Source organism: Flavobacterium mekongense (assembly GCF_047038255.1).
Classification (GTDB): domain Bacteria; phylum Bacteroidota; class Bacteroidia; order Flavobacteriales; family Flavobacteriaceae; genus Flavobacterium; species Flavobacterium mekongense.
On record NZ_CP174374.1, the window covers coordinates 1,517,286 to 1,543,733 of the forward strand.

At 37.9% G+C, this 26,448-nt stretch carries 30 protein-coding genes; 14 read left to right on the plus strand and 16 right to left on the minus strand.

What is annotated here, in order from left to right; genetic code table 11:
• Nucleotides 1-47 precede the first annotated feature (47 nt).
• The 8 genes from ACJG85_RS06435 to ACJG85_RS06470 form a co-directional block, all read right to left on the minus strand.
• Nucleotides 48-881, minus strand: coding sequence for an ABC transporter permease (locus ACJG85_RS06435; RefSeq protein WP_409677210.1), 834 nt, complete (start codon nt 879-881; stop codon nt 48-50).
• Nucleotides 882-893: 12 nt separating this feature from the next.
• Nucleotides 894-1,787, minus strand: a complete 894-nt coding sequence (locus ACJG85_RS06440) for an ABC transporter ATP-binding protein (protein ID WP_412475948.1) — start codon at nt 1,785-1,787, stop codon at nt 894-896.
• Between the two features lie 48 nt (nt 1,788-1,835).
• Nucleotides 1,836-2,102, minus strand: a complete 267-nt coding sequence (locus tag ACJG85_RS06445; RefSeq protein ID WP_409677214.1) for a hypothetical protein — start codon at nt 2,100-2,102, stop codon at nt 1,836-1,838.
• A gap of 172 nt (nt 2,103-2,274) precedes the next feature.
• Nucleotides 2,275-4,116, minus strand: coding sequence for a hypothetical protein (locus ACJG85_RS06450; protein ID WP_409677216.1), 1,842 nt, complete (start codon nt 4,114-4,116; stop codon nt 2,275-2,277).
• 103 nt (nt 4,117-4,219) lie between these two features.
• Nucleotides 4,220-5,278 (minus strand): nucleoid-associated protein, encoded by a 1,059-nt coding sequence (locus ACJG85_RS06455; RefSeq protein WP_290875485.1) that lies wholly within the window; start codon nt 5,276-5,278, stop codon nt 4,220-4,222.
• 47 nt (nt 5,279-5,325) lie between these two features.
• Complete coding sequence (locus ACJG85_RS06460; protein ID WP_412475949.1) at nt 5,326-5,721, minus strand: four helix bundle protein; 396 nt, start codon at nt 5,719-5,721, stop codon at nt 5,326-5,328.
• A gap of 48 nt (nt 5,722-5,769) precedes the next feature.
• A complete protein-coding gene (locus ACJG85_RS06465) occupies nt 5,770-6,306 on the minus strand; it encodes an IS1096 element passenger TnpR family protein (protein WP_409677220.1) in 537 nt (178 codons plus the stop codon).
• Nucleotides 6,307-6,425: 119 nt separating this feature from the next.
• On the minus strand, nt 6,426-6,821 hold the full coding sequence (locus tag ACJG85_RS06470; RefSeq protein WP_409677222.1) for a hypothetical protein: 396 nt from the start codon (nt 6,819-6,821) through the stop codon (nt 6,426-6,428).
• 170 nt (nt 6,822-6,991) lie between these two features.
• Between ACJG85_RS06470 and ACJG85_RS06475 the strand changes: the two genes are divergently transcribed.
• The 9 genes from ACJG85_RS06475 to ACJG85_RS06515 all read left to right on the plus strand — a co-directional run bounded on the left by ACJG85_RS06475 (nt 6,992) and on the right by ACJG85_RS06515 (nt 14,361).
• Nucleotides 6,992-9,145, plus strand: coding sequence for a TonB-dependent receptor (locus tag ACJG85_RS06475; RefSeq protein ID WP_412463606.1), 2,154 nt, complete (start codon nt 6,992-6,994; stop codon nt 9,143-9,145).
• A 201-nt stretch (nt 9,146-9,346) separates the two neighbouring features.
• Nucleotides 9,347-9,967 (plus strand): hypothetical protein, encoded by a 621-nt coding sequence (locus tag ACJG85_RS06480; RefSeq protein ID WP_412475950.1) that lies wholly within the window; start codon nt 9,347-9,349, stop codon nt 9,965-9,967.
• Nucleotides 9,968-10,061: 94 nt separating this feature from the next.
• On the plus strand, nt 10,062-11,399 hold the full coding sequence (locus ACJG85_RS06485) for a 2TM domain-containing protein (protein ID WP_412475951.1): 1,338 nt from the start codon (nt 10,062-10,064) through the stop codon (nt 11,397-11,399).
• Nucleotides 11,390-11,716, plus strand: coding sequence for a 2TM domain-containing protein (locus ACJG85_RS06490; protein ID WP_409677230.1), 327 nt, complete (start codon nt 11,390-11,392; stop codon nt 11,714-11,716). The genes ACJG85_RS06485 and ACJG85_RS06490 overlap by 10 nt, the downstream gene beginning before the upstream one ends.
• 2 nt (nt 11,717-11,718) lie before the next feature.
• Nucleotides 11,719-12,018, plus strand: coding sequence for a 2TM domain-containing protein (locus ACJG85_RS06495; RefSeq protein ID WP_412475952.1), 300 nt, complete (start codon nt 11,719-11,721; stop codon nt 12,016-12,018).
• A 2-nt stretch (nt 12,019-12,020) separates the two neighbouring features.
• On the plus strand, nt 12,021-12,329 hold the full coding sequence (locus ACJG85_RS06500; protein ID WP_409677234.1) for a 2TM domain-containing protein: 309 nt from the start codon (nt 12,021-12,023) through the stop codon (nt 12,327-12,329).
• A gap of 90 nt (nt 12,330-12,419) precedes the next feature.
• A complete protein-coding gene (locus ACJG85_RS06505; protein WP_409677236.1) occupies nt 12,420-13,175 on the plus strand; it encodes a LytR/AlgR family response regulator transcription factor in 756 nt (251 codons plus the stop codon).
• A gap of 84 nt (nt 13,176-13,259) precedes the next feature.
• The gene (locus ACJG85_RS06510; protein ID WP_412475953.1) at nt 13,260-13,745 is read left to right on the plus strand and encodes a TlpA family protein disulfide reductase; all 486 of its coding nucleotides are present in this window, start codon (nt 13,260-13,262) and stop codon (nt 13,743-13,745) included.
• A 10-nt stretch (nt 13,746-13,755) separates the two neighbouring features.
• A complete protein-coding gene (locus tag ACJG85_RS06515; protein WP_409677240.1) occupies nt 13,756-14,361 on the plus strand; it encodes a thioredoxin family protein in 606 nt (201 codons plus the stop codon).
• A 29-nt stretch (nt 14,362-14,390) separates the two neighbouring features.
• On the opposite strand, the gene ACJG85_RS06520 is transcribed toward ACJG85_RS06515, so the two are convergent.
• From ACJG85_RS06520 to ACJG85_RS06545, 6 genes are all read right to left on the minus strand, one after another.
• Entirely contained in the window at nt 14,391-15,410 is a 1,020-nt protein-coding gene (locus ACJG85_RS06520) for a COX15/CtaA family protein (RefSeq protein ID WP_412475954.1), read from the minus strand.
• Nucleotides 15,411-15,562: 152 nt separating this feature from the next.
• The gene (locus ACJG85_RS06525; protein WP_412463611.1) at nt 15,563-16,984 is read right to left on the minus strand and encodes a CCA tRNA nucleotidyltransferase; all 1,422 of its coding nucleotides are present in this window, start codon (nt 16,982-16,984) and stop codon (nt 15,563-15,565) included.
• 96 nt (nt 16,985-17,080) lie between these two features.
• Nucleotides 17,081-17,647: an L-threonylcarbamoyladenylate synthase gene (locus tag ACJG85_RS06530; RefSeq protein WP_412475955.1), complete on the minus strand. Its 567-nt coding sequence runs from the start codon at nt 17,645-17,647 to the stop codon at nt 17,081-17,083.
• Nucleotides 17,647-18,690, minus strand: a complete 1,044-nt coding sequence (locus tag ACJG85_RS06535) for a CDP-glycerol glycerophosphotransferase family protein (RefSeq protein WP_412475956.1) — start codon at nt 18,688-18,690, stop codon at nt 17,647-17,649. Before ACJG85_RS06535 ends, ACJG85_RS06530 begins: the two co-directional genes overlap by 1 nt.
• On the minus strand, nt 18,690-19,376 hold the full coding sequence (locus ACJG85_RS06540; RefSeq protein WP_409677248.1) for an NTP transferase domain-containing protein: 687 nt from the start codon (nt 19,374-19,376) through the stop codon (nt 18,690-18,692). Before ACJG85_RS06540 ends, ACJG85_RS06535 begins: the two co-directional genes overlap by 1 nt.
• Before the next feature lie 3 nt (nt 19,377-19,379).
• Nucleotides 19,380-20,228, minus strand: a complete 849-nt coding sequence (locus tag ACJG85_RS06545; protein WP_409677250.1) for a glycosyltransferase — start codon at nt 20,226-20,228, stop codon at nt 19,380-19,382.
• 139 nt (nt 20,229-20,367) lie between these two features.
• Here ACJG85_RS06545 and ACJG85_RS06550 point away from each other — a divergent pair, with 139 nt between their 5' ends.
• The 3 genes from ACJG85_RS06550 to ACJG85_RS06560 are packed head-to-tail and all read left to right on the plus strand — an operon-like array spanning nt 20,368 to nt 22,985.
• Nucleotides 20,368-21,186 carry a glycosyltransferase family 2 protein gene (locus tag ACJG85_RS06550; protein WP_412463615.1) on the plus strand — a complete coding sequence of 273 codons (819 nt, stop codon included), beginning with the start codon at nt 20,368-20,370 and terminating at the stop codon, nt 21,184-21,186.
• A 26-nt stretch (nt 21,187-21,212) separates the two neighbouring features.
• Nucleotides 21,213-22,031, plus strand: coding sequence for a glycosyltransferase family 2 protein (locus tag ACJG85_RS06555; RefSeq protein ID WP_412475957.1), 819 nt, complete (start codon nt 21,213-21,215; stop codon nt 22,029-22,031).
• 3 nt (nt 22,032-22,034) lie between these two features.
• Nucleotides 22,035-22,985 carry an NAD-dependent epimerase/dehydratase family protein gene (locus ACJG85_RS06560; RefSeq protein ID WP_412475958.1) on the plus strand — a complete coding sequence of 317 codons (951 nt, stop codon included), beginning with the start codon at nt 22,035-22,037 and terminating at the stop codon, nt 22,983-22,985.
• On the opposite strand, the gene ACJG85_RS06565 is transcribed toward ACJG85_RS06560, so the two are convergent.
• The gene (locus ACJG85_RS06565; RefSeq protein ID WP_412475959.1) at nt 22,969-24,018 is read right to left on the minus strand and encodes a glycosyltransferase family 9 protein; all 1,050 of its coding nucleotides are present in this window, start codon (nt 24,016-24,018) and stop codon (nt 22,969-22,971) included. The genes ACJG85_RS06560 and ACJG85_RS06565 overlap by 17 nt on opposite strands.
• Nucleotides 24,019-24,086: 68 nt before the next feature.
• Complete coding sequence (locus tag ACJG85_RS06570; protein ID WP_412465174.1) at nt 24,087-24,902, minus strand: 2,3,4,5-tetrahydropyridine-2,6-dicarboxylate N-succinyltransferase; 816 nt, start codon at nt 24,900-24,902, stop codon at nt 24,087-24,089.
• A gap of 175 nt (nt 24,903-25,077) precedes the next feature.
• Here ACJG85_RS06570 and ACJG85_RS06575 point away from each other — a divergent pair, with 175 nt between their 5' ends.
• Together ACJG85_RS06575 and ruvX are read left to right on the plus strand one after the other, a co-directional pair.
• On the plus strand, nt 25,078-25,986 hold the full coding sequence (locus tag ACJG85_RS06575) for a copper resistance protein NlpE N-terminal domain-containing protein (protein ID WP_412463618.1): 909 nt from the start codon (nt 25,078-25,080) through the stop codon (nt 25,984-25,986).
• A gap of 5 nt (nt 25,987-25,991) precedes the next feature.
• The gene (ruvX, locus tag ACJG85_RS06580; protein ID WP_412463619.1) at nt 25,992-26,408 is read left to right on the plus strand and encodes a Holliday junction resolvase RuvX; all 417 of its coding nucleotides are present in this window, start codon (nt 25,992-25,994) and stop codon (nt 26,406-26,408) included.
• The last annotated feature ends 40 nt before the right edge of the window (nt 26,409-26,448 follow it).

Below are 26,448 nucleotides of genomic sequence, written 5' to 3' on the forward strand. Positions count from 1 at the left end.
TGGTCAAGTCAGGTATAACAAGCCAACTGTAGTGATTGATGATAGTATTACAAATCGCGTTTCTCGATTATCTTATACGATGCGTAGATAAAGATGATTGTCCAAAGTAATACCACTACAACAGATGTCATGGGGACATCGTAATTTCTAAGGTCTTCTACGCCGAGTTGGCTGCCTATAGTTCTTACCGCATTCAATTTTGTAAAAGGTTGCGGGACAAGACTCCACATCGACATCAACGGAAAATAATCATACACTTTATCAACTAATGCCGGGTTGCTTAGGTTATTATAAGCTATGGCATAAGTTATCATTTCAAACATGAACCACATGAACAAAAAGCCTAAAGCAAAAGCTGAACGTTTTATCAATACGCCAATAAATAAACAGAATGAAAAGAATCCTAAAAGCTTAACGAAATAAGCAAACAGGTATTCCATGCGGGAAAAAATAATCCCGAACTCATCATAGGAAGAAAAAATTAATCCCAGAATTAAGGAAACGATAAAAACAAAAAGGGTAGAAACGGCTGCAAATGTTGCTATAGTGTACACTTTGGAAATGATGAATTCCTTTTTGCTCATTCCGTCAATCAAGTTTTGTTTTAGAGTGCCGTAACTGTATTCATTTGCCATCATCGAAACAATAATCACCGCTAAAAAGATTTTTAGAAAGGCAGCAATAAAAGTATTGAAATGCCAAATGAACGGAAAATCAAAAATACCTTGGTCTGCCAATCTGATATGAATCGGGCCGATATCAAATTTGATTGACGCGATAAAAGACAAAAAAGTTAACAGTAAAAAATAGGTTATGGTGAGAATTTTACTGGCGCGATTTTTCCAAATTTTTTGGAGTTCTATAGATAAAAGTCTTTTCATTATGGGTCTTAATTATTGGGTTAGGGCTAAAAACTGTTCTTCCAGACTAAGCTTTTTCAGCACCAAATGGTTTAGGCAAATACCATTTTCAAAGCAGTATTTGTTCAATGCCGATGGCTCCACTACATTTTTAAAATGCGCTATTATTTTACCTTCAACTACTGAAGTTTTGTCAATTTCAGGGTGCTTGAGCAAGATTTCTATAAGCTTGTCTATATGGTCGGCTTGAAGTTCAAAATAGCCTTCATGGGCAATCATACCATCTACGGTTCCGTTGTATAAAATCTCACCGTAACGCAAAACCAGTACATGACTGCATACTTTTTCCACTTCGTCCAACAAATGGGAAGCCAATAGAATAGTAGTGCCTTGCGAGGCTATGAATTTAATGATGTCGCGAATTTGATGAATACCCTGCGGATCCAAGCCATTTGTAGGTTCGTCCAATATAAGTATTTCAGGATCATTCAACAAGGCAGAAGCTATTGCTAAGCGCTGCTTCATTCCTAAAGAGAAGGTTTTAAATTTACTGTCCTTGCGATCGCTCAGACCAACAATCTCCAGTTTTTCTTCTATTTTAGAGTAATTGATGCCTTTGATTTTACAAACCAATTCCAAGTTTTCTTTGGCGGTCATGTAAGGATAAAAATTCGGACGTTCGATAATGGCACCCACTTTTTTCAGTGCATCATGGGTTGGCATGTTGCCGTCAAACCAATAGTATTCGCCGGAGGTTTTGTTTACTACATTCAACACTATCCCTAAAGTGGTTGATTTACCACTGCCGTTAGGCCCCAGAATTCCGTAAACATTCCCTTTTTGAATTTCAAGAGAAACGTTATTTACTGCATGAATTTTGCCGTAACGTTTGTGAAGATTTTTAATGGATAAAATAGTCGATTTCAATGGTCAGTTTTTTGATTTAAAAAGTATGACGAATGAAATCAATTTTTGTTACTCTTCTTTTTTCTGAAAGTAAAAACGATTCAAAAATTGTTTTTTAAGATTCAGATAAAACAAGGTTTCGTTGATGTCTTTTAACTTGGACGTTAAGTTGATTTTATTGCCCCGACTGTCATTAGTGGCCTGATTTTTACAAACGCTACACTCGTACTCGCTGAAGTGGAGGTTTATTTTTTTGGTCTCTACATAGCGATGACCAAGCAAAGAACAGCGATAGTTTTTCTTCTCCATGCTTTGAGTCGAGTTGTCGGTTTTCATAGAATAGGATTTAGACTGTTGCACATCTCTTAAAAAAAACAGCTGAAAATCTAATGACTTACTGTTGCATAAACTTATCAGTTTAACGTTTAAAAGCAAAAAATAATCGACAAAATGCAGATTATCAATAATTTAAACGATAATAAACTTACAAAAAAAGAAAAAATAATGATTATTTGTAAGGCACAATGGCAGGTTGCCCAATTTGGAAATCAGGCAAGGCTAAGTCGCTGTTTTTGAATGAATTGGTTCTGAATAAATTATTGCCTTCAAAAGGAATAGAAGGATAATAAGAGAAAGAGATTTGAAAACTGTTGAATACCAAATAATCGTTATTAATGAGGACTCCTATACTAAACTTGGAATAGAGTCGGCTATCCAAAAACCGATTATTTTCATCACCTAAAAAGGCAAATGTCATGTTGTAAAACGGACTAAAGTGGAAGCCGTGCCAATTGCCCGGGGCGTAAGTTTGGGTTTGAAAGGCTACAGATAGTTTTCGGGTTCCGTTAATCAATGGATTACTAAAACCTACAATACCATTGTCGTCTGAAATGAGCAACCGATCTTTGATAATTGGTACACGATGATTGCCTACAACCAATGACGGTTTGATAAATTGGCGCAATTTCCATTCGCCTAAGTTCAGTAAATTGGTAAAGTAGTTGCCTTCAATTCTAAAGGTTGTTTCTTCTGTACAACCGTTGTTGAAAAAACTGCCCCATTCAATATTGGTGCTGAAATACCCAAAAGAGAAGTAATCACCATAGGCAAATCGACCGCCAAGGTACGTTCGTCGTATATTGTTTTTCTCCTGAAAACCACCGGTAATAGCGTAAACCTGTCCGTAAGGAATATCTTCAATGATGCCGAAGTTGAATAAATATTTATCCTCTGCGAACTTCCGGGTGTTCAAACCTACAGTGGTTAAATACAGTTTCTCATTGGCAAAAAAACGAGTTGGATCGTAAAGCAACTCTGGCGTTTGCAGGTATTTTACATTTTTAAAACCAATGGTTGTAACCAAATTGGTGGTTCTGAAATCTTCGTTTTTGCCTTTAAAAATTTTAAACGAATGACCAAGCCAATATTCTTGAGTATCTAATTTGAAATGCTGATTGTTAAAAATACCGCCGTTGTCGGGTAGGGAATCGATAAAAAAGCGTTTTTCAAAAAATGCTCCACCGGCCAATCGGGTTAAAGGTGAAAAAAACTGGCGTTCAATCCGTGCGTTTTTGGTGGTGTAATTGTTGAGTGAATTCTCATAAGTAAGCGAGGCATTGATGAACGTATTTTTAATGTTGTTGATGGAATACTTTCCCAAATAAGCATCTCTGCCGGTATCAAATCGTTTGGTGTAATCGTTTCGGAATTCATGACCTAAGCCTAAAAAATTCCTTTCCGTTAGCTCAAAATTACCTTGTGAACTCGACAAAGTACCATTAGGAATCAAGCTCCAAGTGTCTAAAACCCTAATCGAAATATCAACGGAGTCTCGGCTGCCCGGGATTTCTACGGGTTTGATTATTACACTTCGAGTGTATCGCTGTCTACGAATCAAACGTTCTGATTCTTTAACAATCAAAGAATCCAAAGGTTCATTTTTCTTAAAGAGCAATAAGTTGCGGATGGTCCAGTTTTTTGATTTAATATGCAAACTGTTACCAAATTTCTCAAATCCTTTTTCCGGTTGGTCTTTGTAATTGTCAACACTAAATCCAAACGGATCAAGGGTTTCGATGTTAATGTTTCTAATGATTTTGCCTTCGTTTCGGTCGAATGACTTTTTGATTAAAAAACGTCTTCTTTTAGCACCGCTGCTTGTTTTTGTTTGACGGTTTGATTTGAATAACAGTTTGTAGATAAAGCGATTAAACTTACTTTTCTCTGATAAGTTTTCAATTTTTTTATACACTATAGTCGAATCATTGCCACTGTGTACGTCTTTTTTCTGAGCTGTAACAATACAACAACACAGCAAAAGCAGTAGGAAAAGATAGGGCTTCGAAGTCATAGTTTACGGTAACGAAAGGGAAAGATATAAAATAAAACAGCTTTTAAAAAAAAATCCCCAACTGTTTTAACAATTGAGGATGTAGTTTTTTGAGTATTTCAAGTTAAGATTTTTGCTCTTTGTTGAAATAAACCAGGTAATAATACATTTGTTTTTCTTCGTCCCAGCCTTTTTCTACAAACTTTTCGGCACTTTCCGGATTGATAAAATCGAGTTTGATTTGGATATTGGTATCCAGATTTATCACGTTTTTAATCGATTTTCGCACATCTGTCACCGCAGCATTGGCAATCGGGAAATTGGTGATGTCTTCTATGCTGTATTTTTCACCTTTGTCTACTTTGTAGTTTTTGAACTCCGGAATCAAATCGGGATTGTCCAATACTTCATTCAAGAATTTGCTTTCTTCAAACTCATCGTTTTTGGCAAAGAAATTCACCGAACGGTTCATGAACATGACTTCTTCTTTTTTGTCTTCGGCCGGAAGTACTACATCTTTGGCAAAACCTTGGCAGAATTTCAAATATTTCTTGGTATAAAAGTTTTCGTCTTGGAAAGCATCTACCGAAAGAAAATGCTCCAACCAATAGCGGGCATCATAACGGTTGCTGTCAACGGTCAGGATTTTATATCCTTCTTCTTTTTTGTGGTTGAAAATCAAACAACCTTTGTCCAATTTATTCAGGTTGATGCCTTGTTGTAAAATCATTTCCAAAGTGCTGCCTTTTTCTTCAAATTGCATGAAATCGGTTTTGATTTCGCTTTTGAAAACGCCAATGGCATCTACCGTATTGTTGTCGATGGAAACATTGGTCAAGTACGCTACATACACTTCTCCGTTCTTAATGTGCGGATGATTGGATTGCTCAAAAAGGTGTTTGGTGATTTTCTTGGAAACTTCGTGAGCGTCACTCGGATTCAGGAAAAGCTCCGTAGCCAAGTTAAACATATCGTTGTATTCCAAATCAACATCGTGCGCAAACTGAAAATAGTTTTCTTCCTTTTCGCGGAAAGGTTTAAAGAAATACTCTTTCAAAAGCGGCACAATTTCGTCGTTCAAACCATAAGGTTGCTCGGATAAAAAAATAGCTTCATTGCGGCTTTTGTTTCCAACTCGGTGGATGGATAACGATTCGATGTGGGCGTTGAATAGGTTGATCATATTTTTTTGTTTAAGAGTTTTAAAGGTTTAATTTGTTTAAAGTAGTTTTATGAGTCTTTAAACTTTGTTCCTTTAAAGTCTTTTTTGTTAAGGTAGGTAATAAAATTGTGTATTTTGATGCTTAGTTTTTCATATTCACGTATTAGAAGTGTTAACTTTTCTTCTGATATGTAATTGTTGTCAAAAACTCTGTATAATTGAGAACGTGCTTCTCCTGCTGAACCTTTTGCAATTGATAAGAACTGTCGAAATTCTCCATTTCCATTTCTTTCAAAACCCTCAGCAATATTGTCCATGACATAACCAGATGAATTTTTTAATTGCGCTTTTAGTTTAAAATCTTTATTAAGTTCAGTTGTATTCGAAATGACAATGATTTCTTTAGATAGTCTTCTTGCTTCTTGCCAAATTTCTAAATCTTCAAAACGTTGTACAGTAGACATGAAAACAATTTTAAACTATCAAACAAATTTTAAACTTTTAAATTCACTTTAATTCCAATTCTCCTCAAATCCATAATCTTCAAAGCTGTCGTCTCCGCCAAACATATCTAAATCATCATCGTCTAAATCATCTTCAAATTCGGAGTAGAAATCTTCGTTTTCGGCTTCAAATTCTTTTTCCGGAGCGGTATTGGGTAATTCTCCGTGAGAGAACAACAAAGCCGGATAGGTTTCGCCGCTTTCCGGTTCTTCAATGGCGGCTAATTCGACTAAGAAAGTCCACATGTTGATAAAATCGTACACATAAATAATCTTAGTTTGGTCGGCGCTCAAAAGTTGGTTTAAAGGATAATCGCTCATGATTTTCATTTCACCCGGAACATCGCCCGAATCAAACATTGGAATTTCTTCTTCTTGATTCCATTGGTCGTCACAAGTGTAAAAAGACGCTACTTCCATGCCGTCGAAACCAAAGGCATTTACAATGGCGTTGTGCAAATCCTCTAAAGTATCGTCTTCCTGTATGGCAATGTCTCTGAAAACATCTTCTTCGGCATCGAGTATGGCTCTGAATTTATAAATCATAATCGTAATTTTTATAAGCGCACAAAGGTAAATTTAATTTGCAATATTTGTCTTGGAGAAAGCGAATTGTTGAAAACTATTTGCCCACAAAAAAACCGGTACAATGACCGGTTTTGTGTTTATTTTTTCTCTTCTTTACAGAGACCGACTATCTTGTGGAAAGAATCGTGTAAGGCTGCCAGCGCTTTTTTGATTTCCTCATCGCTGTATTTTCTTTGCACCATATCGTTGACTTTTTTGGTTTCTTTTTTCAGAATCACCAAAGATTCTATCAACTTCGGACTGCGGAATTCTTCCGGCATGTTTTCAACCGAAAGGGCTTCGGCTTTTTCTACTAAGAGTTCCGAATGGGATTTGATTGGATCTAAATTTCCTTCTTCAGAGGCATGAAATGTTTTTGAAATAACTTCATGATAAGCTCTGATTTCAGGCCAACGTTCAGTGACTGTTTGTGCCGAAACGGAATTTAGGGCAAAGAATGCTGCAAAAGCAAAAAGGGATTTAATAATTTTCATAGTTTAGTGGTTTTGGTAATGCAATTGTACTGAATTTTCTCGTGATATTTTGTTAAAGGATAATTTTTTTAAAGCTTTCCACAATTCATCCGTTAAAATTAACAATTCGGTCAAATTAAATTTAACGGTAGGTTGTTTTGTTAGAAGTTTGTTGCATCAAAACATAAACAATGAAGACATTTTATACTTTCGTTTTATTGGTAGTAGCTTTTGCTGCTCAGGCTCAACAAACTATCTCCGGAACAGTGCTGGATGAAAAGAACAAACCCATCGCCGGCGCTAACATTTTTATTGAAGGTACCTATGATGGTGCTTCATCTGATGACAATGGTCGTTTTACTTTTACTTCTACCGCTACAGGTAATCAGGTTTTGGTGATTAGTTTCCTTACCTATGAAACTTTAAAGGTTACCATTGATGTAGCCAATTGTCAAAATAAAACGTTCAAACTCAAAGAAAGTGTTAATTCATTAGATGCAGTTATCGTTACTGCCGGAACTTTTGACGCCGGGGAAAAAGCACGAGTTTCGGTGTTGAAACCCTTGGACATAGTGACTACTGCCGGTGCTATGGGAGATATTGTTTCGGCTTTGCAAACTTTACCCGGAACCCAAACCGTTGGTGAAGACGGCCGACTTTTCGTGCGTGGCGGAGAAGCCGATGAAACCCAAACGTTTGTAGATGGTATTCGCGTGGCCCAGCCTTATGGCGCTACAACAGCGAATGTGCCGACTCGCGGACGATTTTCTCCTTTTTTATTCAGCGGTATGTCGTTTTCTACCGGTGGTTATTCGGCCGAATATGGTGAAGCTTTATCGAGTGTTTTATTGTTAAATACCCAAGATGAAGCCACAGAAGAGAAAACGGACATCTCGCTGATGACCGTTGGCTTAGGCTTGGCCAATACCCAAAAATGGGGTAATAATTCGTTGAGTTTTAATACGGCTTACATCAATTTAGAACCTTACCAAAAAGTGTTTCCGCAGCGTGCCGATTGGAATAAACCATTTCAGTCTCTTTCGGGAGAAGCGGTTTATCGTCATAGTTTTACTTCGGGTATGTTCAAATTGTATGCGGCTTTTGAGGCATCTCAATTCGATATCAACAGTGAAACTATCAACAGTCCCGATAAAATCAGAGTGGATTTGAACAATAACAATTTTTACCTTAATTCGTCCTACAAAGCCAATTTTGGTTCTCAATGGCAATTGTTCAGCGGTTTGAGTTACGGGTATAGTGAGAATAAAATCGGTCTCAGTTTGGATGACGTTGCCAACACGGAACATGCCTCTCATCTTAAAGTAAAAATGAAAAAATCGTTTTCCGATAGGGTAAAATTGACGTTCGGTAGTGATTATTTCATCACCCGTTTCAATGAAGATTTCAAGGCTAATTCCGGTGGAAACTTCAATAGCGGTTATGACGCAAATATTGCGGCTTGTTATGCAGAAACAGATATTTTCTTTTCTAAAAAATTTGCCGTGAAATTGGGCGCACGCTTGTCTGACAACGATTTACTGAGAGAAACTGTAATAGCACCGCGCGCTTCATTGGCTTATAAAATAGCTCAAAATGGTCAGTTCTCATTTGCCTACGGTAGTTTTACCCAAGCACCAAGACAAGAATACTTAAAGTATGCCGATTATTTGGAAAGCGAAAAAGCCCAGCATTACATTTTGAATTACCAATACAGCAAAGACCGCAGAACGTTTAGAGCTGAACTGTATTTCAAGTCGTATCAGGATTTGGTGAAGTTTGATACGCCAAACGTTCAGTTTGATTCGGATTTCAGCAATTCCGGTTCCGGTTATGCTCAAGGTTTGGATGTGTTTTGGAGAGATAACAAATCGGTTAAAAATCTGGAGTATTGGGTTTCCTATTCCTATATCGATACCCAAAGAAATTACCGCAACTTTACGGCCGAAGTAACGCCGAGTTTTGTGGCCAAACACAGTTTAAGTGTAGTATCGAAATGGTGGATTAACAAATTAAAATCGCAGTTGAGCGTGACCAATTCTTTCACTACCGGAAGACCATTTAACAATCCGAACGAGTCTCAGTTTATGAACGGCAGAACCAAAGGATACAATAACTTGAGTTTAGGTTGGGCTTATTTGATGACTCAACAAAAGATTTTGTATTTTTCGGTATCCAATGTTTTAGGAACGGCTAATGTTTTTGGTTATGAATATGCCAATACACCTAATACGGATGGTATTTACAACAGAAGAGCTATTCGCCCAACCGCTGATCAGTTTTTCTTTGTTGGTTTCTTTTGGACGATAAGTGAGAATAAGAAGGACAATCAGTTGAATAATTTATAGGCGTTAAGATACTAAGGTTCTGAGGTACTGAGTTAAAAACCTTAGGGCCTTAGCAACTCAGAACCTCAGAGCCTTTAAGAAATTACAGTTCATCCCTAAAAATCTACAGTTCGGTCATTATCAATTTTACAGCCAAATAAACCAAACTACTTTTGGAGTATAAAATAACAAGAGTTTTAATCATCAAAAAAATCAAGAATCATGACAAAAATTATTACCATTATTGCCCTTTTAGTAAGTTCATTTTTATCAGCTCAAACGCCTTATGAGCAAGGCATGACCAAAGCACTGGGTTTGTGGAGAGAAGGCAAACCGAAAGAAGCTTCCGATTTAATGGAACGCATAGCTTCCGCAGAAAAAAACAACTGGTTACCCAATTATTATGTAGCCATGATTAACACCACTGAAGCCTTCAATCCGGCCAACAAAAGCAACGCTTCGGCCTTGATTGAAAAAGCCCAACAAGCCCAAGATGCGGCAACAGTTATCAGTCCGAATAATGCTGAATTATTGGTGATACAAGCCATGATTTACACAGCTATGATTGTGCAAGATCCCATGGTTAACGGAATGAAATACTCGCCTAAAGTGATGGAGTTGTATACTAAAGCCAAATTTATTGCACCGGAAAATCCCAGAGTAGTGTACTGTAAAGCCGAGTTTGAAATCAGCGGCGCGCAATGGACCGGTGCCGATGTAAAAAAATTATGCTTAGATTTGGAATCCGCCATTCCATTATTTGAAAAATTCGTGCCGGAATCACCTTTTCATCCGAAATGGGGATTGGACAGAGCCCAGCAAGCGTTGAAAAATTGTAAATAAAGTTACTAAGTGGCTAAGGCACAAAGGTTCTAAGAAAATGAACTCAGTGCCTCAGAACCTTAGCATCTCAGAACCTTAGCACCTGAAAAATCAAATGAAACCAATAATCAAAGAAATTCCCAGAGCCATCATCATTTCACTAACCATCTTTTTTGTGTTGGTTTTGATTCGATTGATTACCGGAAACAGCATCACCTTCAACTATGGGTTGTTGGTTAACTTTGGGTACACTATGCTTTACGGGATGACTTTATACTTGTCAAATGCCATTGTTTTTATGTATTTAGACAAGGTTTTCTCAGCCGAAAGGTTTACTCCGAAACGCATCTTGATTGGTTTTATATTATCGTTTTTGGTGTCGATAGCGGTTATTTTTTTACTCCGCATTTTTGAAGATGTATGGGTAGAAGGCATTCCGTTCAGTGTTTTTTTAAGTCAGGAACACATGGCGAATTATTTGGTTGCGATAGTCATTACTTTGATAGTAACTTTGGCTTTCCACGCCTTTTACTTTTACAAAGCTTATGCAGAAAACAAAGTTAAAGAGCAAAAAGTTATAGCCGGAACCGCTTCAGCCCAGTTTGAAAGTTTGAAAAACCAAATCGATCCGCATTTCTTGTTTAACAGCTTAAATGTATTGAGTTCGTTAATCGAAGAAAATCCTGATAATGCGCAAAAGTTCACCACTTCCTTGTCTAAAATTTACCGTTATGTATTAGAGCAAAAAGACAAAGAATTGGTATCAGTGGAAGAAGAGTTGTCGTTTGCCAAAACGTATATGAACTTGCTTAAAATGCGCTTTGAAAACAGTATCAGTTACGAACTGCCGACCGATTTTGATAATCCGGAAGCTAAAGTAGTGCCTTTGTCATTACAACTTTTATTAGAAAACACCATCAAGCACAATGTGGTTAGCGAGCAAAAACCACTGCACATTAAAATTTACATTGAAAACAACTATTTAATAGTTGAGAATAATTTACAAAAGAAAGAAGTCTTGCAAGATCGAAAAGGCGTTGGGCTGCAGAACATCGTTAATCGTTACGGCTTGATTTCGGAAAGGAAGGTTTTGGTGGAACAAACCGAAACCGCTTTCAGGGTCAAAATTCCTATTTTAACCAAACAAATTGTCATCATGGAAACACAAAATATCTACAATGAAAACATGGCTTACGTTAGGGCCAAAGAGCGAGTGGAAAAACTCAAAGGATTTTACGGGAACTTAATTTCGTATTGTTTCGTTATCCCGATTTTAATTTTCATCAACTTAAAGACCGGAGGATTTCATTGGTTTTGGTTTCCTATGTTGGGCTGGGGAATGGGATTAACCTTTCACGCCCTAGAGACTTTCGGTTACGGTAAATCTTGGGAAGAAAAGAAGATCCGTGAAATTTTGAATAAAGAAAACAACCAAAACGGTAAATGGAGTTAGTTATGGAACCGTCGAACGAAATTTTGGAACAAATTGTCAAAGAGCGAGTACACAAGCTAAAACAATTTTACACGCACTTGTTTATTTACATTATTGGGGTTGCGGTTTATGTGGCTAAGACTTATTTCGGAGTTCCTTTAAACTTTTGGCCTATACGTTTTATCAACGAATTTGTAATGGGATTGTGGACATTCTTTTTAGTGATGCAGGCAATGCAGTTGTTTATAACACAAAAGGTTTTCGGCAATCAATGGGAACAAAAACGCATTCAAAAAATCATGGAGAAGGAAAAAATCAAACAACAAAAATGGGAATAATCATGGAAACAGCTAACGAATTTGAACGCTATCAAAAAGCCAAAAAGCAAGTAGAGGAGATCAAAGGGTTTTATGGTCATTTGGCTTCCTATATCTTGGTAATGGGATTGTTGATTTTTATCAATTTACGTTATACACCGCAATATCTTTGGTTTTTGTGGTCTATGCTAGGTTGGGGAATAGGTTTGTTTTTTCATGCAATAAAAGTCTTTAATTGGTCTCCGTTCTTCAATAAAGAATGGGAAGAAAAAAAGATCAAGCAGTATATGGAAGAAGAAACTAAAAGAAATAAATTTGAATAATCATGGAGAACAGGGACGAAATTAAATACCAGGAAGCAGCCAAGCGAGTTAAAAAAATTAAAGGGTTTTATTCTCATTTGGGGGTTTATATTGTGATAAACATTATGGTTTTTATCTTAAATGCTCAAAGCATAAGTGAAGGCGAAAGTTATTTTCAATGGAAAACGTTAACAACGCCATTTTTTTGGGGCATCGGATTAGCAGCTCATGGTTTGTCTGTCTTTTTGCCTACTATGATTTTAGGGAAAGATTGGGAAGACAAGAAAATCAAAGAGTTAATGGAGAAAGAGAAAAACAATAAATGGGAATAAATAAATTAGGTGCTAAGGAGCTGATTTGCTTAGGTTTTAAGTAAAAAGACCTCAGTACCTTAGAACCTTATAATCTTAGAACCTTAAAACATGAACATCATTATTATAGAAGACGAAAAGCCCGCAGCCCGATTACTCCAACGCAAAGTGGAGAAACTCGGTCTGACCGTCAATACATTATTGCATTCTGTTGAAGAATCGATTGCTTGGTTCAATGCGAATACGCATCCCGATTTGATTTTCCTTGACATCCAATTGTCCGATGGCTTGTCTTTTGAAATTTTTGAAAAAATCGACATCAAAAGCGCCGTTATTTTTACTACAGCTTACGATGAATATGCCTTGCGCGCTTTCAAACTCAATAGTATCGATTATTTATTAAAACCGATAGACGAAGAGGATTTGGAAACTGCTATTGCCAAATTCAGAAGTCAGTTTCAGAAGAGTTTGGTTTCCGGTTTGGATTTTGAAGCCATCAAAAAGATGTTGGTGAATCCTATCGACCGACAATACAAAAAACGCTTCACCATTAAAATGGGACAACAACTTAAAATGATTAATATCGAGGAAGTTGAGTGTTTTTACAGTGAAAATAAAGGGACTTACCTCCATACTTTAGACAATCGCGATTATTTGCTCGATACCACTTTAGAGCAGCTTGAAACAGAGCTCGACCCGGATGCTTTTTACCGTATCTCACGGAAATTCATCATTCCGATGAAGGCCATCAAAGAGATTCAGCTACACAGCAATTCCCGATTGAAAGTCATTTTGCCAACTTATAAAGACGATGAAGTTATTGTTGCCAGAGAACGAGTGAACGATTTCAAAGAGTGGTTGGGGTAAGCTTGTTAAAGTTGGTAAAGTTTTGTTAACTCCATTTCAATCTGTTACTTAAGTTAGTAACTTCGTTACCTTTCATTGTAACGTATGAGGTTGATCTTTACTCTGTTTTTTGTTTTATCTTCGATTGGTTACTCAAACCTTTCGGCTCAAATTGCAGTTTACGAAAAGTTTGATGCTTTTGAAAAAGCAATTCTCAAAGAAAATGATAATACTTATGTGATTAACTTTTGGGCTACATGGTGCGCGCCTTGCATTAAGGAATTGCCTTATTTTGAGCAATTGCATACTGAGAATCCTAAAGTGAAAGTCATTTTGGTCAGTTTGGACAGCAAAAAAGACTTAGAAAAAAAGCTCATACCATTTATAGATAGAAAGCAGTTAACCGCTGAGGTTATTTTGCTGAGTGATAAAGATTACAATGCTTGGTTGGACAAAATTGACGCTTCTTGGACGGGAGCCATTCCGGCCACACTCATTATCAGCGGAAAAAGAAAACTGTTTGCCGAGCGCGAATTTGATAACTTTACTGAACTTAACAATTACGTTAACGCATTTATCAATCATAACTAAATTAGTCACTATGAAATTTTTACCCTTACTTATTTTATTTTTCAGCTCACTGTTTGTGGGAGAAAGCACTGTCTCCAATGGCTACCAACCCGGAGACAAAGCCACCGATTTCAAGTTAAAGTCGGTTGACGGCAAAATGTACAGCATGGCGGATTACAAACAAGCCAAAGGATTTATAGTAGTGTTTACCTGCAATACTTGTCCGTTTGCTGTAAAGTATGAAGACCGAATTAATGCCATTGCCAAGAAATACACCCCGAAAGGTTATGTGTTATTGGCCATTAACCCGAATGATCCCGAAGCCCAGCCTGCGGATACTTTCGAGTTAATGCAGGAAAAAGCCCGAGACAAGGGGTTTGTTTTTCCTTACTTGGTAGATGAAGGTCAAAAGGTTTATCCGCAATACGGTGCCACCAAAACGCCACACGTGTTTTTGTTAGATAAGAATTTAATTGTAAAATATATTGGTGCCATCGATGACAATTCTGATGATGCTTCGGCTGTAAAAGAGAAATATTTGGAAAATGCCATTCGCGCCTTAGATAACGGCACTGAACCAAGTCCGGCCACAACAAAAGCCATTGGCTGTTCGATAAAAACTAAGAAAAAAGCATAAATGAAAAGTCCCGATTTCTCGGGACTTTTTTATTTACTCAATCTGTGTAAGGTATAGGTCATGGCGCTTAACAGGATAAATGCCATTACCTGATGCGTTAAACCTAACCAAATCGGAACACCGTATAGTAAAGTAAGTACACCTAAAGCAAATTGTACAAAAACCAATATAACCAAGGTTTTTAAACCGTTTTGTTGTTGGGTGCTCAGACTGTATTTTTTGCTTTTTACAAACAAAAGCACTATCAATCCTACAACTACATAAGCCATAGTTCTGTGCACAAATTGTACGCCACTTTTACCTTCGGTGAAACGAAGTAACCAACTGTCGTATTCCAATTTGATACTCTCATGAAAAAACTGTCCGTCACTCATTAATGGCCAGTGGTTGTGAATTAATCCGGCGTTCAATCCGGCTACAAATCCGCCGTAAATGATTTGAACGATCAAGAAGAATAAGGTAATACGAGCTAGTTTTTTTAGCGGTACGATAACTTTTCTTCGTTCGGGATATATCAAGTCTAAAGCCACCCAAAGGGTATAAGCGAAAGTGATAAAGGCAAAAGTCAGGTGTAAAGCCAATCGAAAATGGCTCACATCCGGACGATCGACCAAACCGCTTTTTACCATAAACCAACCGAAAAAGCCTTGTAAAGCGCCCATTCCTAAAAGAATAAAGCATTTGTTTAAAGTGGCTCTGTCAATGCGTTTCTTGATTAAAAAGTACACAAAAGGAATGATGAAAACCAAACCGATGATTCTTCCGATGAATCGGTGGAACCATTCCCAAAAATAGATGAATTTATAGTCGTCTAACTGAAAATCGTTATGGATATTGATTTTTTGGTATTCCGGGAATTTCTTGTATTCTTCAAAAGCTTGAACCCATTTTTCCTCACTCATGGGTGGAAAAGTGTCGGTTACCAAATGCCAATCGGTCATGGATAAACCCGAGTTGGTTAAGCGAGTAATCCCGCCAACTACAACCATAATAAAAACCAAAACACATCCTGAAAGTAGCCAGTAAATGACAGATTTATCTTTTTTCATATTCTTAGTGGCTGAGTTACTGAGTCTTTTTAGTTTCTGAGTGCCTAAGTTGCTAAGTAACTGAGTTGCAAATTTAACATGTATTTGTATTCCTTTAACTGAAACAAATGATAATAGTTTATTAATTTTTTTGTAAAGATGGGCTTTCTCAGCTACTCAGTCACTTTTTTCAATCCCATTTTCTCCGCTTTGGCCACTACAAAGTCATAAGCCGCTTGGTATTCGTTCGAGATTTCTCCTTCCAAGATGGCTTCTTTTACAGCTTCTTTTAAAACACCTATTTCCCTTGAGGGTTGTAAATTAAACATAGCCATAATTTCTTCTCCCGAAATTGGTGGTTGGAAGTTACGAATATGATCGCGCTCTTCCACTTCAATTATCTTGCGTCGAACGATGTCGAAATTGTTGTGGTATTTTTTAAACTTGGCCGGATTTTTTGTGGTGATATCGGCTTCGCACAAGGTCATTAAGTTGTCTACATCTTCGCCGGCATCAAACACCAATCGCCGTACAGCCGAATCGGTTACGATGTCTTCCGACAATACAATCGGACGTGAACTTAACATCACCATTTTTTGTACAAACTTCATTTTGTGGTTCAACGGCATGTGCAAGCGTTCAAAGATTTTTTTGACCATTTTGCCACCCAAAAATTCGTGTCCGTGAAACGTCCAACCTTGTTTTTTATTGAAGCGTTTGGTTGGTGCTTTACCTATGTCGTGCAACAAAGCTGCCCAGCGCAACCATACATCATCGGTATTCGGGCAAATATTGTCTACCACTTCTAAAGTGTGGTAAAAGTTGTTTTTATGAGTATGACCTTCGATTTCTTCTACATTGTTGAGCGCCGTTAGTTCGGGTAAAATGAGGTCTAATAGGCCCGTTTTGTACAAGTGTAAAAAGCCAATCGACGGTTTCGGTGTTTCGAGAATTTTATTCAATTCGTCTACAATGCGCTCGCCTGAAATGATTTTGATTCGGTCTTTGTTATCCGCTATGGCTTGCAGCGATTTTTCTTCGATGGTAAAATTCAGTTGCGTAGCAAAACGAATCGCTCTCATCATGCGCAAAGGATCATCAGAATAGGTGATATTCGGTTCCAATGGCGTTTTGATGAGTTTGTTTTGTAAATCGGTCAAGCCGTTAAAAGGATCAACTAAATCACCGTAGTTGTGTTCGTTTAAGGAAAAAGCCAAAGCGTTAATTGTAAAGTCGCGTCGGTTTTGATCGTCTTCTAAAGTGCCGGTTTCTACTAACGGATTTCTACTGTTTTCGGAATAGCTTTCTTTTCTTGCGCCTACAAATTCGATGTCAATTTCTTTGTAGCGTAACATGGCGGTACCATAGTTTTTAAAAACTTGTACTTTGGGTTTGTTAGGCAATAATTCGGAGACTTTCAATGCTAAATCAATACCCGAACCAACCGCAACGATGTCGATGTCTTTTTTAAAATCGCGTTGCAGTAAAAAATCACGGACAAAGCCGCCAATCACGTAGCTTTCCAATTGAAGCTCTTGTGAGGCTTTAGAAATGATTTCGAATATTTTATTGTTTAAGGCTTTGGTGTAATTCATTGTTTGATTGTTGATTGCTGATTAACGATTGTCTATTTTTGATCTAATAGATAACTCTGCAATCTAAATTCGTTAATCTTCATTCTTAAATCACATTCACTTGCGAATAATCTTCACCTGACTGTCACTCGTTAACTTAATAATTGTCGACGGTTTGTCGCAAATTTTATCGCGGTGCAAATTTACTACATAGTCTACACCGTTTATAATTTCGGGGCTGATTTCTTTGAAAGATTTTGGAGTGGGTTGACCGGAAATATTAGCAGAAGTAGAAACCAATGGTTTTTTCATGCGCTCCATCAACTTAAAGCAGAACGGCTCTTTCACAATTCTGACGCCCAAGGTTTTGTCATCGGCTATCAGATTAGCCGCTACATTTCTCGGATTATCTAGGATTAAAGTTGTGGGCTTTTCGGATAAATCCAGGATTTGCCAAGCCACTTCCGGAATGTCTTTGAAAACGTTGTACATCATCTTTTCGCCATTCATCAACACAATCATACTCTTGGTCTCCTCGCGTTGTTTAAGGGCGTATATTTTTTTGACGGCTTCTGCATTGGTCGCATCACAGCCTATTCCCCAAACGGTATCGGTAGGATAGAGGATGATGCCACCGTTTTGGATGACTTCAAACGCTTTGTGTACTTCTTCGTTGTTGTTCATTAGCGATTTTTTATATTGAAAATCTTGAGGGATTCTATCATTCGATCAAGTCCCATTTTGCGGTATTTGGGCACGCCTTTTTCAGCTATCATTTTCTCTACGGCTTCAATCATGCGTAATGATGATTTGCCGTCATGATAAGGATGATAAGCTGCTATTACTTTTTCTCTTTGGTCTTTATAGGCGTCAAGGGTCAAATTGGCTTCCACTTTTTCGGTTAGACCGCTGTATTCTTTAGCATCATCCCACAAAATATTTTCAGCCTTAGATTTGAATGTCAACACCGGCTTGTCTAGCAAAATAAACTCGTATACCACCGACGAAGTATCACTGATGAGCAAATCGCCAATGTAAATAAGTTTGCTGATATTTGGGTCTTTCGACATTACAATGTTGTCGTGCTTTTTCGCCAAATCCTCATAAGTGGTCATCACTTCCGGCTTGGTTAAATCGTGGAATTTTACCACAATCAGATAGTCTTTATTAGAGGCCAATTGTTCAAATTCAGCTACTAAAAACGGCGCACAATTCATGCTTACATTGTGCGTAGGCGCAAAGACCAGTAGCTTTTTGGCTTGGTGTTTTTGGAGTAATTCTGCTTTTTCGGCTAAATAACTTTGCTTGTTTTTTTCGTAAACATCGAGTTTGCACCAGCCGGTTTCTATAACTTCAAAGTTTTGGTGTTTGGCCTTGATTTGGTTAAAGCGCTCTGTGAAATACGGGCCTTGTGTCAGGTAAACATCAAAATAGCCTCTGACTTTAAAATGGGAAGCTTTCTCACCGGCCAAGCCATGAAATACTTGGGCTTTGTAACCTCTGATGTAAAACGGCGAGTAGTTTCCGGGAATGAAAAGACAATCACTTTTAAACTTTCTCAATTCAGACATATTGCTGATATGCGGTTCGTTTTTAAAAGGAAACTTTGGCGCTAAGGCTTTGGTGGTAAACCAAACATAGTCGTATTGCTTTGCTTTCAACGCATCGGCAATCGGTTCTAAAATACCGAAAGCATAAGCATGCTCGCAAAAAAGTACGGTTCTCATTATTTTTTCAGTAATTGATTGGCGTTGGCTAAATCTTCTTTGAAGTCTACTTCAATGCAATCGTATTGGGAAATATCTATAGGCTTGATTTTTAAATTGTCGCGTTGGATGGCCAATTCCAAACCTCTTTCAAAGTAATCGTTGTCGTCTACTTCTTCCAAACGATTGACAAACGATTGTAAATCGCCCGAACTGATAAAATTGATGCCGACTGCTTCGCCCAAACCGTTTTTCACCACTTTGGATAACTCGTCAATATAACCGTCGGTTAAGGTATATTTTACTTCTTCATCGGAAACTCTTGAGGTATTTACCGCTACAAACGATTTGTCTTCTTTAATGGTGGGCATTAATTCGGACAACAATTTGGCATCAAAAACCACATCTCCGTTGAACCAAAGTACGGGTTCGTTTTTGAATTTTTTCAGGACTTTCAGCAAACTTTTCGAAGTATTGGTACAGTCAAATAACGGATTATACACGTAAGCCACTTCATCAAAGCGTTCCATAATCAATTCTTTTTTGAAACCAACCACTATGAAAATGTCATTGATGTCGAAATATTGGGTGATGTTGTCAATTTGTCGTTCCATGATGCTTTTGCCGTCATCGAGCGTCGTAAGCGGTTTTGGAAACGGATTTCCGAGTCGGGAGCCAATACCGGCTGCGAGAATTACAATTTTCATGTGTTATTTGATTTTATAAAGTCCTAGTTTCTTTTTGATGAGTTTTAAATAAAAGCCAAAATTAACATAAAGTTGGTTCTTACAACTCAACCAACGCCATTTTGATTGCGGAATCACGGCAGCAGCGATTTCAGCATTTTTTTCGGATGAAAGGATGAAATCTTCGTTTACTTTGGCCCAGCTTACGTTACCGTAGCCGTCAAACTCATTTACTTTATTCTTTTCATGTATATTGGACATCCACAATCTCGGTTGCGATAAGTGAATAATGTTTTTTTCTTTTTTCCACATATTGTGGTCGTAATACCAAACAGTTTTGGCTTGGTCACTTTTTTCAATCAAGCTCATAAACGGATTGAACAAATGTTCTTTTTTGCCAATCATTACAGGAGCTAAATTCAAAGTGTAGCCTGCAGTTACATCCACGGCCAAGTGTTCTTGTTTATCGAATTTTGATTGTATGGTCTCGATAAAATGTTTGCTGATGCTGTCGTCGTTGTCAATGCGGGAAGTAATCAGATAGGCTGTTTTAACATTAGTAGCAATATATTGGCGGATTGATTCAACCAACATCGGCATGCCATCAATGTAATGGGCTTCTATAAAAGAATGTGGTTGGATTAATTTGGTAATTTGAGCTCGGTGCTTTTCAGAAGTATCAATATCAAAATACAACAGCCATTTAAAATTCTTATTGGTTTGGGCTACAACCGAAGGCAGGCAAAAGTGAGCAAAAAGGTCAATTCTTTCGTCCATCCATTGGTCATTCAGCAGTAATTCATTGTTTTTGGTGAACTTCCACTTGGGATTCTTTAGATTGAATCGGGTAATGAGGTAATGCTCAAAAATCATATTTTTTTTTCAAAAATAATCATTTTGTTTGAGTCTAAAAGCCAATTGGTTACTTTTACCAATATTATAACTCAAAAAAAATACAATAAAAATCAGCTTAAGTTGTCTTTAAAATTGTATTTTTCATTTTTAAAATGAAATGAAATTATCAGTAATTATCACTACTTACAATTCGGAAGCATGGCTGCGCAAAGTACTTTTGGGCTTCACTGTTCAAACCGAAAAAGACTTCGAAGTGGTTATAGCTGATGATGGTTCGACAAACAAAACGGCTGAAGTGATTGCCGCTTTTCAAGGAAAATTTAAATACCCGATTTTGCATGTTTGGCACGAAGATAAAGGGTTCCGAAAATCGAGAATCTTGAACAAAGCCATCTTACAATCCGGTTCCGATTATTTGCTTTTTACCGATGGTGATTGCATTCCGCGTAAGGATTTTGTTGCTGTTCATCTCAGAGAAAAAGAAGTTGGTTTTTTTCTTTCCGGCGGTTATTTTAAATTGCCGATGTCTCTTTCCGAATCCATTACTGATCAAGACATATTGGATCAAAAATGTTTTGAAATAGCCTGGCTTTTGAAAATGGGTTTGAAAACCAATTTTAAATTGTCGAAACTTACCCATAGCAAATATTTTGCGGCTTTTATGAATTGGATAACGCCAACCAAACGCTCTTGGAATGGCCATAATTCCTCAGGATTCAAGCAAGATATATTGGCGGTAAACGGTTTTAACGAAGCCATGGATTACGGTGGTATGGATAGAGAATTAGGCGAGCGTATGTTTAATAACGGTATGTTGTCTAAACAAATTCGGTACAGTGCCATTTGCCTGCATTTGGATCACGCCCGAGGGTATGCCAATGCCGAAAAAATAAAGCACAATATGGAAATACGACGTTACAATAAAAAGCACAAAGTAATCCGCATTGAGAATGGGATTGATAAATTGAAAATATAATTACCTTTGCAACATAATTACCCAATATGAAAATATCAGTTATTGTTAGTACTTACAATGCCGAAGAATGGTTGGAGAAAGTATTAATCGGCTACAGTGTTCAAACGTACAAAGACTTTGAATTGATTATTGCCGACGACGGTTCCCAACCTTCAACCAAGGAATTGATTGATAGTTATGCCCAAAATTATCCTGTTCCTGTACGTCATTTGTGGCACGAAGACCAAGGTTATCGCCGTCAGGAAATTTTAAATGTGGCGATCATGGAAGCGGCTCACGAGTACATTATTATGACTGACGGTGATTGTATTCCGCGAAAAGATTTTGTGGAAATCCATGCCAAATACGCCCAAAGAGGCCGATTCCTTTCCGGAGGTTATTGTAAATTGTCTATGAAGTTGAGTAAAGAAATTGCCAAAGATGATATACTTTCCGGCAGATGTTTCGACTTAAAATGGCTGAAAAGCATCGACAAACTCAACCTGTCGAATGCTTTAAAAATAGGTGCGAATGATTTGTCGGCTAACATATTAGATTTTATTTCTCCAACTAATGCATCGTTCAACAATTGTAATTCTTCCGGTTTTCGTGAAGACATGATTGCTATTAACGGTTATGATGAGCGCATGAAATACGGCGGACCGGATAGAGAATTCGGAGAACGTTTGGAAAATAACGGCATCAAAGGAAAGCAAATCCGACACAAAGCCATCGTATTGCATTTAGATCATCCGCGTGGCTATAAAACACCGGAATCATTAGCGGCTAATTTAGCCATCCGCAAAGAAGTAAAAGACAAAAAAATAGTTTGGACGCCTTACGGTATCAAAAAAGACAACCTATAATTTATGAGGATATTAGTCACCGGAGCAGCGGGTTTTATTGCCTCACATCTTTGTGAAAAACTACGCGATTTAGGTCATGAAGTAGTGGGATTGGATAATTTTAACGATTATTACAGTCCGACTTTAAAACGTTTAAATGCCTCCGATTTAAATGCTAAAGGTATTGAAGTCATCGAAATTGATTTGAATGACAACCTGCAAACGGTCTTCCAAAATCCTTATGATTTTATTTATCATTTAGCCGCGCAACCCGGAATTTCAGCCGAAACGCCACTAAGCGATTATGTGACCAACAATATTTTTGCTACCCAAAACTTGCTCGATGCGGTAGCCAAGTACAATCCGAATGTAAAATCTTTTATCAATATAGCGACTTCTTCCGTGTACGGTTTGGTGGCCAATGTAGATGAAAATGTGCCGGCTAAACCTATCTCTTTCTACGGCAGTACCAAGTTGGCTGCTGAGCAATTGGTCTTAGGGCAACAACGTTTGGGTAAGTTAAAGGCTTGTTCTATTCGTTTGTATTCTGTTTACGGACCTAGAGAACGTCCGGAAAAATTGTACACCAAACTCATAGAGAATTTGTATGCTGACAAAGCTTTTCCGCTTTTCGAAGGCAGTGTTAAACACGAAAGAAGTTTTACTTATGTAGGTGACATCGTGGATGGCTTAGTGGCTATTATCGGGAAAGAAGAGGAAGTGAACGGGGAAGTCATCAACTTAGGGACAGATGAAGTGCACACTACCCAAGAAGGCATCAACTTGGTAGAAGAAATTATGCATAAAAAGTTGATTATCGATCATAAACCGGCGCGCAAAGGCGACCAGGAAAAAACCTCGGCGGTAATAGACAAAGCCAGAAAATTACTGGGTTACGAACCGAAAGTAACGTTCAAAAAAGGGTTGGAACAACAAGTACAATGGTATTTGGACAAGTTTACTTCGTCACTCTAAGCACAAACGCTTTTAATTTTTCGGCAAACAATTCCGGTTTCAATTTTTCGTACCATTCAAAAGCCAATGCTTTGTAGTTTTTGGCGTGCTTTTGATACAATTCCGGATGGTAATCACGCAAGTGTACGATGTCGTAAAATCCGGTTTCTTCCTTGATATTCCATGAAGTTCGGTTAATCCAAGGCGCGTAGATGGTAAACGTAGGCACATTTAAAGCCTTGGCCATGTTGGTAGCGCCACCTTCATTGCCTATCAGCGCATCGCATTGCGATTGTAGGGCGATAAAATCACGCAGACTTTTGGCATAAAAATCCAAATTGATTTTGGCTTTAGTAGCCGGTGAGCACAAATCATAAATAGCTCTGACTTCCTCCAATTGATTCGGCATATAGTTGAAAAGCAATTGAACGTCTTTGGTGTTTGTAATCAGGTCTAAAGTCTCGGCCATGTATTTCGGTGGCAAACTTTTGTTTTTCCCGCTACCTAAAATCCCAATCATAAAAATCGGTTTGGAAGTGTCGCAATTTTCTTGGATAGCTGTTTTGGCTTTTTCCTTTTCTTCGTCACGTAAATGAATTTGAGGAAAAATCATTTCCACTTCTTTACCCAAAGCTGTTTTGGAAAGCAATAGGCGATAAGCATTGGCTGTCGCATTGCAATCGGCATCAGGAACTACCGTTTTGGTGTAGAAAAATGTAGTGTACCATTTGTAATGGCCAACGATGGTTTTTGCCCCTGAGAAATAAGCAGGCAATATGCTGTCCCATTTGCCATAAGCGTCAATAACGATGTCGTATTGCTCTTTCTTCAGGCTTTTCCCGAAACGGTACAAGTTTAGAAATCCTTTGTGTTCTTGTGGTTCGAAGAAAATGACTTTGTCAACAAACGGATTGTTATCAACCACAGGAAAAGTATTTTTCTGAATCAGATAATGGACTTCGGCGCTTGGAAGATTTTTTTTAATCGTTTCACAAATGACCGTACTGGCCAACACATCGCCAATCATTTTGATTTGTATTACCAGTACTTTCATAAGGAATATTTGATATTAGATTTCAAATATTAGATTTAGGTTTAAAATCTAATCTCTGATATTTAAAATTAAACAGCAACGTCGTATTCTCTTAACGCATTGTTGAGAGAGGTTTTTAAATCGGTTGAAGGTTTGCGAGTACCGATAATCAAAGCACAAGGCACTTGGTAATCGCCGGCGGCAAAAGATTTGGTATAACTACCCGGAATCACTACGGAACGCTCGGGTACAAAGCCTTTGTATTCTTTCGGTTCCGAACCGGTTACGTCTATAATTTTAGTTGAGGCTGTCAAACATACGTTAGCGCCCAGTACGGCTTCTTTACCCACATGAACACCTTCTACTACTATACATCTGGAACCAATAAAGGCACCATCTTCTATAATAACCGGAGCGGCTTGAAGCGGTTCTAAAACGCCACCAATACCAACACCTCCGGAAAGATGCACGTCTTTTCCGATTTGGGCACAACTCCCAACGGTGGCCCAAGTATCCACCATAGTTCCCTCATCTACATAAGCGCCGATATTTACATAACTCGGCATCAAAATAACACCTTTAGAAATGTAAGCGCCATATCGGGCAGTTGCCGGAGGTACTACGCGGATGCCTTTTTCGGCATAACCGGTTTTCAGAAGCATCTTATCGTGGTATTCAAAGATTCCCGCTTCCCAAGTTTCCATTTTTTGGATGGGGAAATACATTACAACGGCTTTCTTAACCCATTCGTTTACTTGCCATCCGTTTGCGGTTGGTTCGGCAACGCGCAAGGTTCCGGCGTCTAACAGAGCAATCACTTCGCGTATGGCCTTAGTTGTAGTTTCTTCTTGTAATAAAGCGCGGTTGTCCCAAGCTTTTTCGATGGTATCTTGTAATGTAGTCATGTTTTCGAATTTAACTTTTTTGATGATGGCCCAAAAGGCATGAGTGGCAAAGATAGTTTCATTTTTAGAAAGTTGCAACGCAATTCGCCAAATCAAAAAAATGTTAAATTATGCTATCAACGTGACAGATTAAGTAAGTTTGTTCCAACCTTTATAACCAATAAATTTCGTGTTCATGAAAAGAAAGTTTTTGCTTTTAGTGACTTTAAGTACTGTCTTTTTCGGGTGTCAAAAGCAAACAGAAAGCCAGTCTTCTGCCCAAGATTCCATAGCCAAAATGGACTCTATAGTTGAAGAAGCAGCCCATAATGCTAAGAAATCTTTGGATTACATCGGAACTTACAAAGGCGTTCTGCCTTGTGCCGACTGTGAAGGATTAGAGACAGTGCTTTGTATCAATGAAAATAACACCTATAAACTCCAAACCCGTTATTTAGGCAAAGGCGATAAAGTTTTTGAACAAAAAGGTACCTTTTCTTGGGATGATAAAGGCATCAAAATCATTTTGAACGATATTGAAAATGCTCCTAACCAGTATTTTGTGGGTGAAAATAAAGTAACCCAATTAGACATGTCTGGTAAACTGATTACCGGAAAATCAGCTTTACAATACGTTTTGTCTAAGCAAGAAAACGCTGTACAAACAGATATGGCTGAGCACAACAACGCACCGAAAGTTAATCTTAACAATCGTATGGAAGCTCAAACGGTAATCAAAAAGGTAAATCCTGCAGTTGGAAAGGCTACATTAGCCGAAACCCAATGGCGATTGATGACCTTGAACGGAAAAGTGGTAAAGCAAACCGGAAACAAAGAGTATTTTATCAAATTAAACTCTAACGACGGAAGGTTTACCGCTTATGCCGGATGTAACAATATTACCGGTACTTATGTAATGCCATCTGCTTTTGGGTTATCTTTTTCAAAAGCAGCGATGACCCGTATGGCCTGTCCTGGTATGGAACTGGAAAGTCGTTTTGCCAAAGCGCTTGAACAAACCGATCGCTACACTATAAAAGATAATATTCTTAAATTTCAGAAGGGCAAAACCACCATTTTGGCTACCTTTGAGCCGATAAATTAATCGCAATGCCCAGAATTGTAGCCATAGATTACGGTGTCAAAAGAACCGGTATAGCCGTTACCGATGAATTGCAAATCATAGCATCAGGTTTGACTACCATACCTTCGGATACTGCTCTCACTTTTTTGAAAGATTATTTTGCCAAAGAATCGGTGTCGAAAGTCTTGATTGGTGAACCCAAACAAATGAATGGATTACCTTCCGAAAGTGCTCCGATTATTGAAAAGTTTGTAAACGATTTTACCCAAACTTTTCCGGATATGAAAGTAGAAAGAGTGGACGAGCGTTTTACCTCGAAAATGGCTTTTCAAACCATGATTGACAGTGGACTTTCCAAAAAGCAGCGACAAAACAAAGCACTGGTAGATGAAATTGCGGCTACTATTTTACTGCAAGATTATCTCTCGCGAAAAATGATTTAATTTTTGTTACTTTTGCTCCTTTAAATTAGAAAACCAGAAG

Coding starts and splice junctions, on each gene's coding strand:
- ACJG85_RS06435 (WP_409677210.1), bottom strand. CDS start 881: ATGAAAAGACTTTTATCTATAGAACTCCAAAAAATTTGGAAAAATCGC.
- ACJG85_RS06445 (WP_409677214.1), bottom strand. CDS start 2,102: ATGAAAACCGACAACTCGACTCAAAGCATGGAGAAGAAAAACTATCGC.
- ACJG85_RS06450 (WP_409677216.1), bottom strand. CDS start 4,116: ATGACTTCGAAGCCCTATCTTTTCCTACTGCTTTTGCTGTGTTGTTGT.
- ACJG85_RS06455 (WP_290875485.1), bottom strand. CDS start 5,278: ATGATCAACCTATTCAACGCCCACATCGAATCGTTATCCATCCACCGA.
- ACJG85_RS06460 (WP_412475949.1), bottom strand. CDS start 5,721: ATGTCTACTGTACAACGTTTTGAAGATTTAGAAATTTGGCAAGAAGCA.
- ACJG85_RS06465 (WP_409677220.1), bottom strand. CDS start 6,306: ATGATTTATAAATTCAGAGCCATACTCGATGCCGAAGAAGATGTTTTC.
- ACJG85_RS06470 (WP_409677222.1), bottom strand. CDS start 6,821: ATGAAAATTATTAAATCCCTTTTTGCTTTTGCAGCATTCTTTGCCCTA.
- ACJG85_RS06475 (WP_412463606.1), top strand. CDS start 6,992: ATGAAGACATTTTATACTTTCGTTTTATTGGTAGTAGCTTTTGCTGCT.
- ACJG85_RS06480 (WP_412475950.1), top strand. CDS start 9,347: ATGACAAAAATTATTACCATTATTGCCCTTTTAGTAAGTTCATTTTTA.
- ACJG85_RS06485 (WP_412475951.1), top strand. CDS start 10,062: ATGAAACCAATAATCAAAGAAATTCCCAGAGCCATCATCATTTCACTA.
- ACJG85_RS06490 (WP_409677230.1), top strand. CDS start 11,390: ATGGAGTTAGTTATGGAACCGTCGAACGAAATTTTGGAACAAATTGTC.
- ACJG85_RS06495 (WP_412475952.1), top strand. CDS start 11,719: ATGGAAACAGCTAACGAATTTGAACGCTATCAAAAAGCCAAAAAGCAA.
- ACJG85_RS06500 (WP_409677234.1), top strand. CDS start 12,021: ATGGAGAACAGGGACGAAATTAAATACCAGGAAGCAGCCAAGCGAGTT.
- ACJG85_RS06505 (WP_409677236.1), top strand. CDS start 12,420: ATGAACATCATTATTATAGAAGACGAAAAGCCCGCAGCCCGATTACTC.
- ACJG85_RS06510 (WP_412475953.1), top strand. CDS start 13,260: ATGAGGTTGATCTTTACTCTGTTTTTTGTTTTATCTTCGATTGGTTAC.
- ACJG85_RS06515 (WP_409677240.1), top strand. CDS start 13,756: ATGAAATTTTTACCCTTACTTATTTTATTTTTCAGCTCACTGTTTGTG.
- ACJG85_RS06520 (WP_412475954.1), bottom strand. CDS start 15,410: ATGAAAAAAGATAAATCTGTCATTTACTGGCTACTTTCAGGATGTGTT.
- ACJG85_RS06525 (WP_412463611.1), bottom strand. CDS start 16,984: ATGAATTACACCAAAGCCTTAAACAATAAAATATTCGAAATCATTTCT.
- ACJG85_RS06530 (WP_412475955.1), bottom strand. CDS start 17,647: ATGAACAACAACGAAGAAGTACACAAAGCGTTTGAAGTCATCCAAAAC.
- ACJG85_RS06535 (WP_412475956.1), bottom strand. CDS start 18,690: ATGAGAACCGTACTTTTTTGCGAGCATGCTTATGCTTTCGGTATTTTA.
- ACJG85_RS06540 (WP_409677248.1), bottom strand. CDS start 19,376: ATGAAAATTGTAATTCTCGCAGCCGGTATTGGCTCCCGACTCGGAAAT.
- ACJG85_RS06545 (WP_409677250.1), bottom strand. CDS start 20,228: ATGATTTTTGAGCATTACCTCATTACCCGATTCAATCTAAAGAATCCC.
- ACJG85_RS06550 (WP_412463615.1), top strand. CDS start 20,368: ATGAAATTATCAGTAATTATCACTACTTACAATTCGGAAGCATGGCTG.
- ACJG85_RS06555 (WP_412475957.1), top strand. CDS start 21,213: ATGAAAATATCAGTTATTGTTAGTACTTACAATGCCGAAGAATGGTTG.
- ACJG85_RS06560 (WP_412475958.1), top strand. CDS start 22,035: ATGAGGATATTAGTCACCGGAGCAGCGGGTTTTATTGCCTCACATCTT.
- ACJG85_RS06565 (WP_412475959.1), bottom strand. CDS start 24,018: ATGAAAGTACTGGTAATACAAATCAAAATGATTGGCGATGTGTTGGCC.
- ACJG85_RS06570 (WP_412465174.1), bottom strand. CDS start 24,902: ATGACTACATTACAAGATACCATCGAAAAAGCTTGGGACAACCGCGCT.
- ACJG85_RS06575 (WP_412463618.1), top strand. CDS start 25,078: ATGAAAAGAAAGTTTTTGCTTTTAGTGACTTTAAGTACTGTCTTTTTC.
- ruvX (WP_412463619.1), top strand. CDS start 25,992: ATGCCCAGAATTGTAGCCATAGATTACGGTGTCAAAAGAACCGGTATA.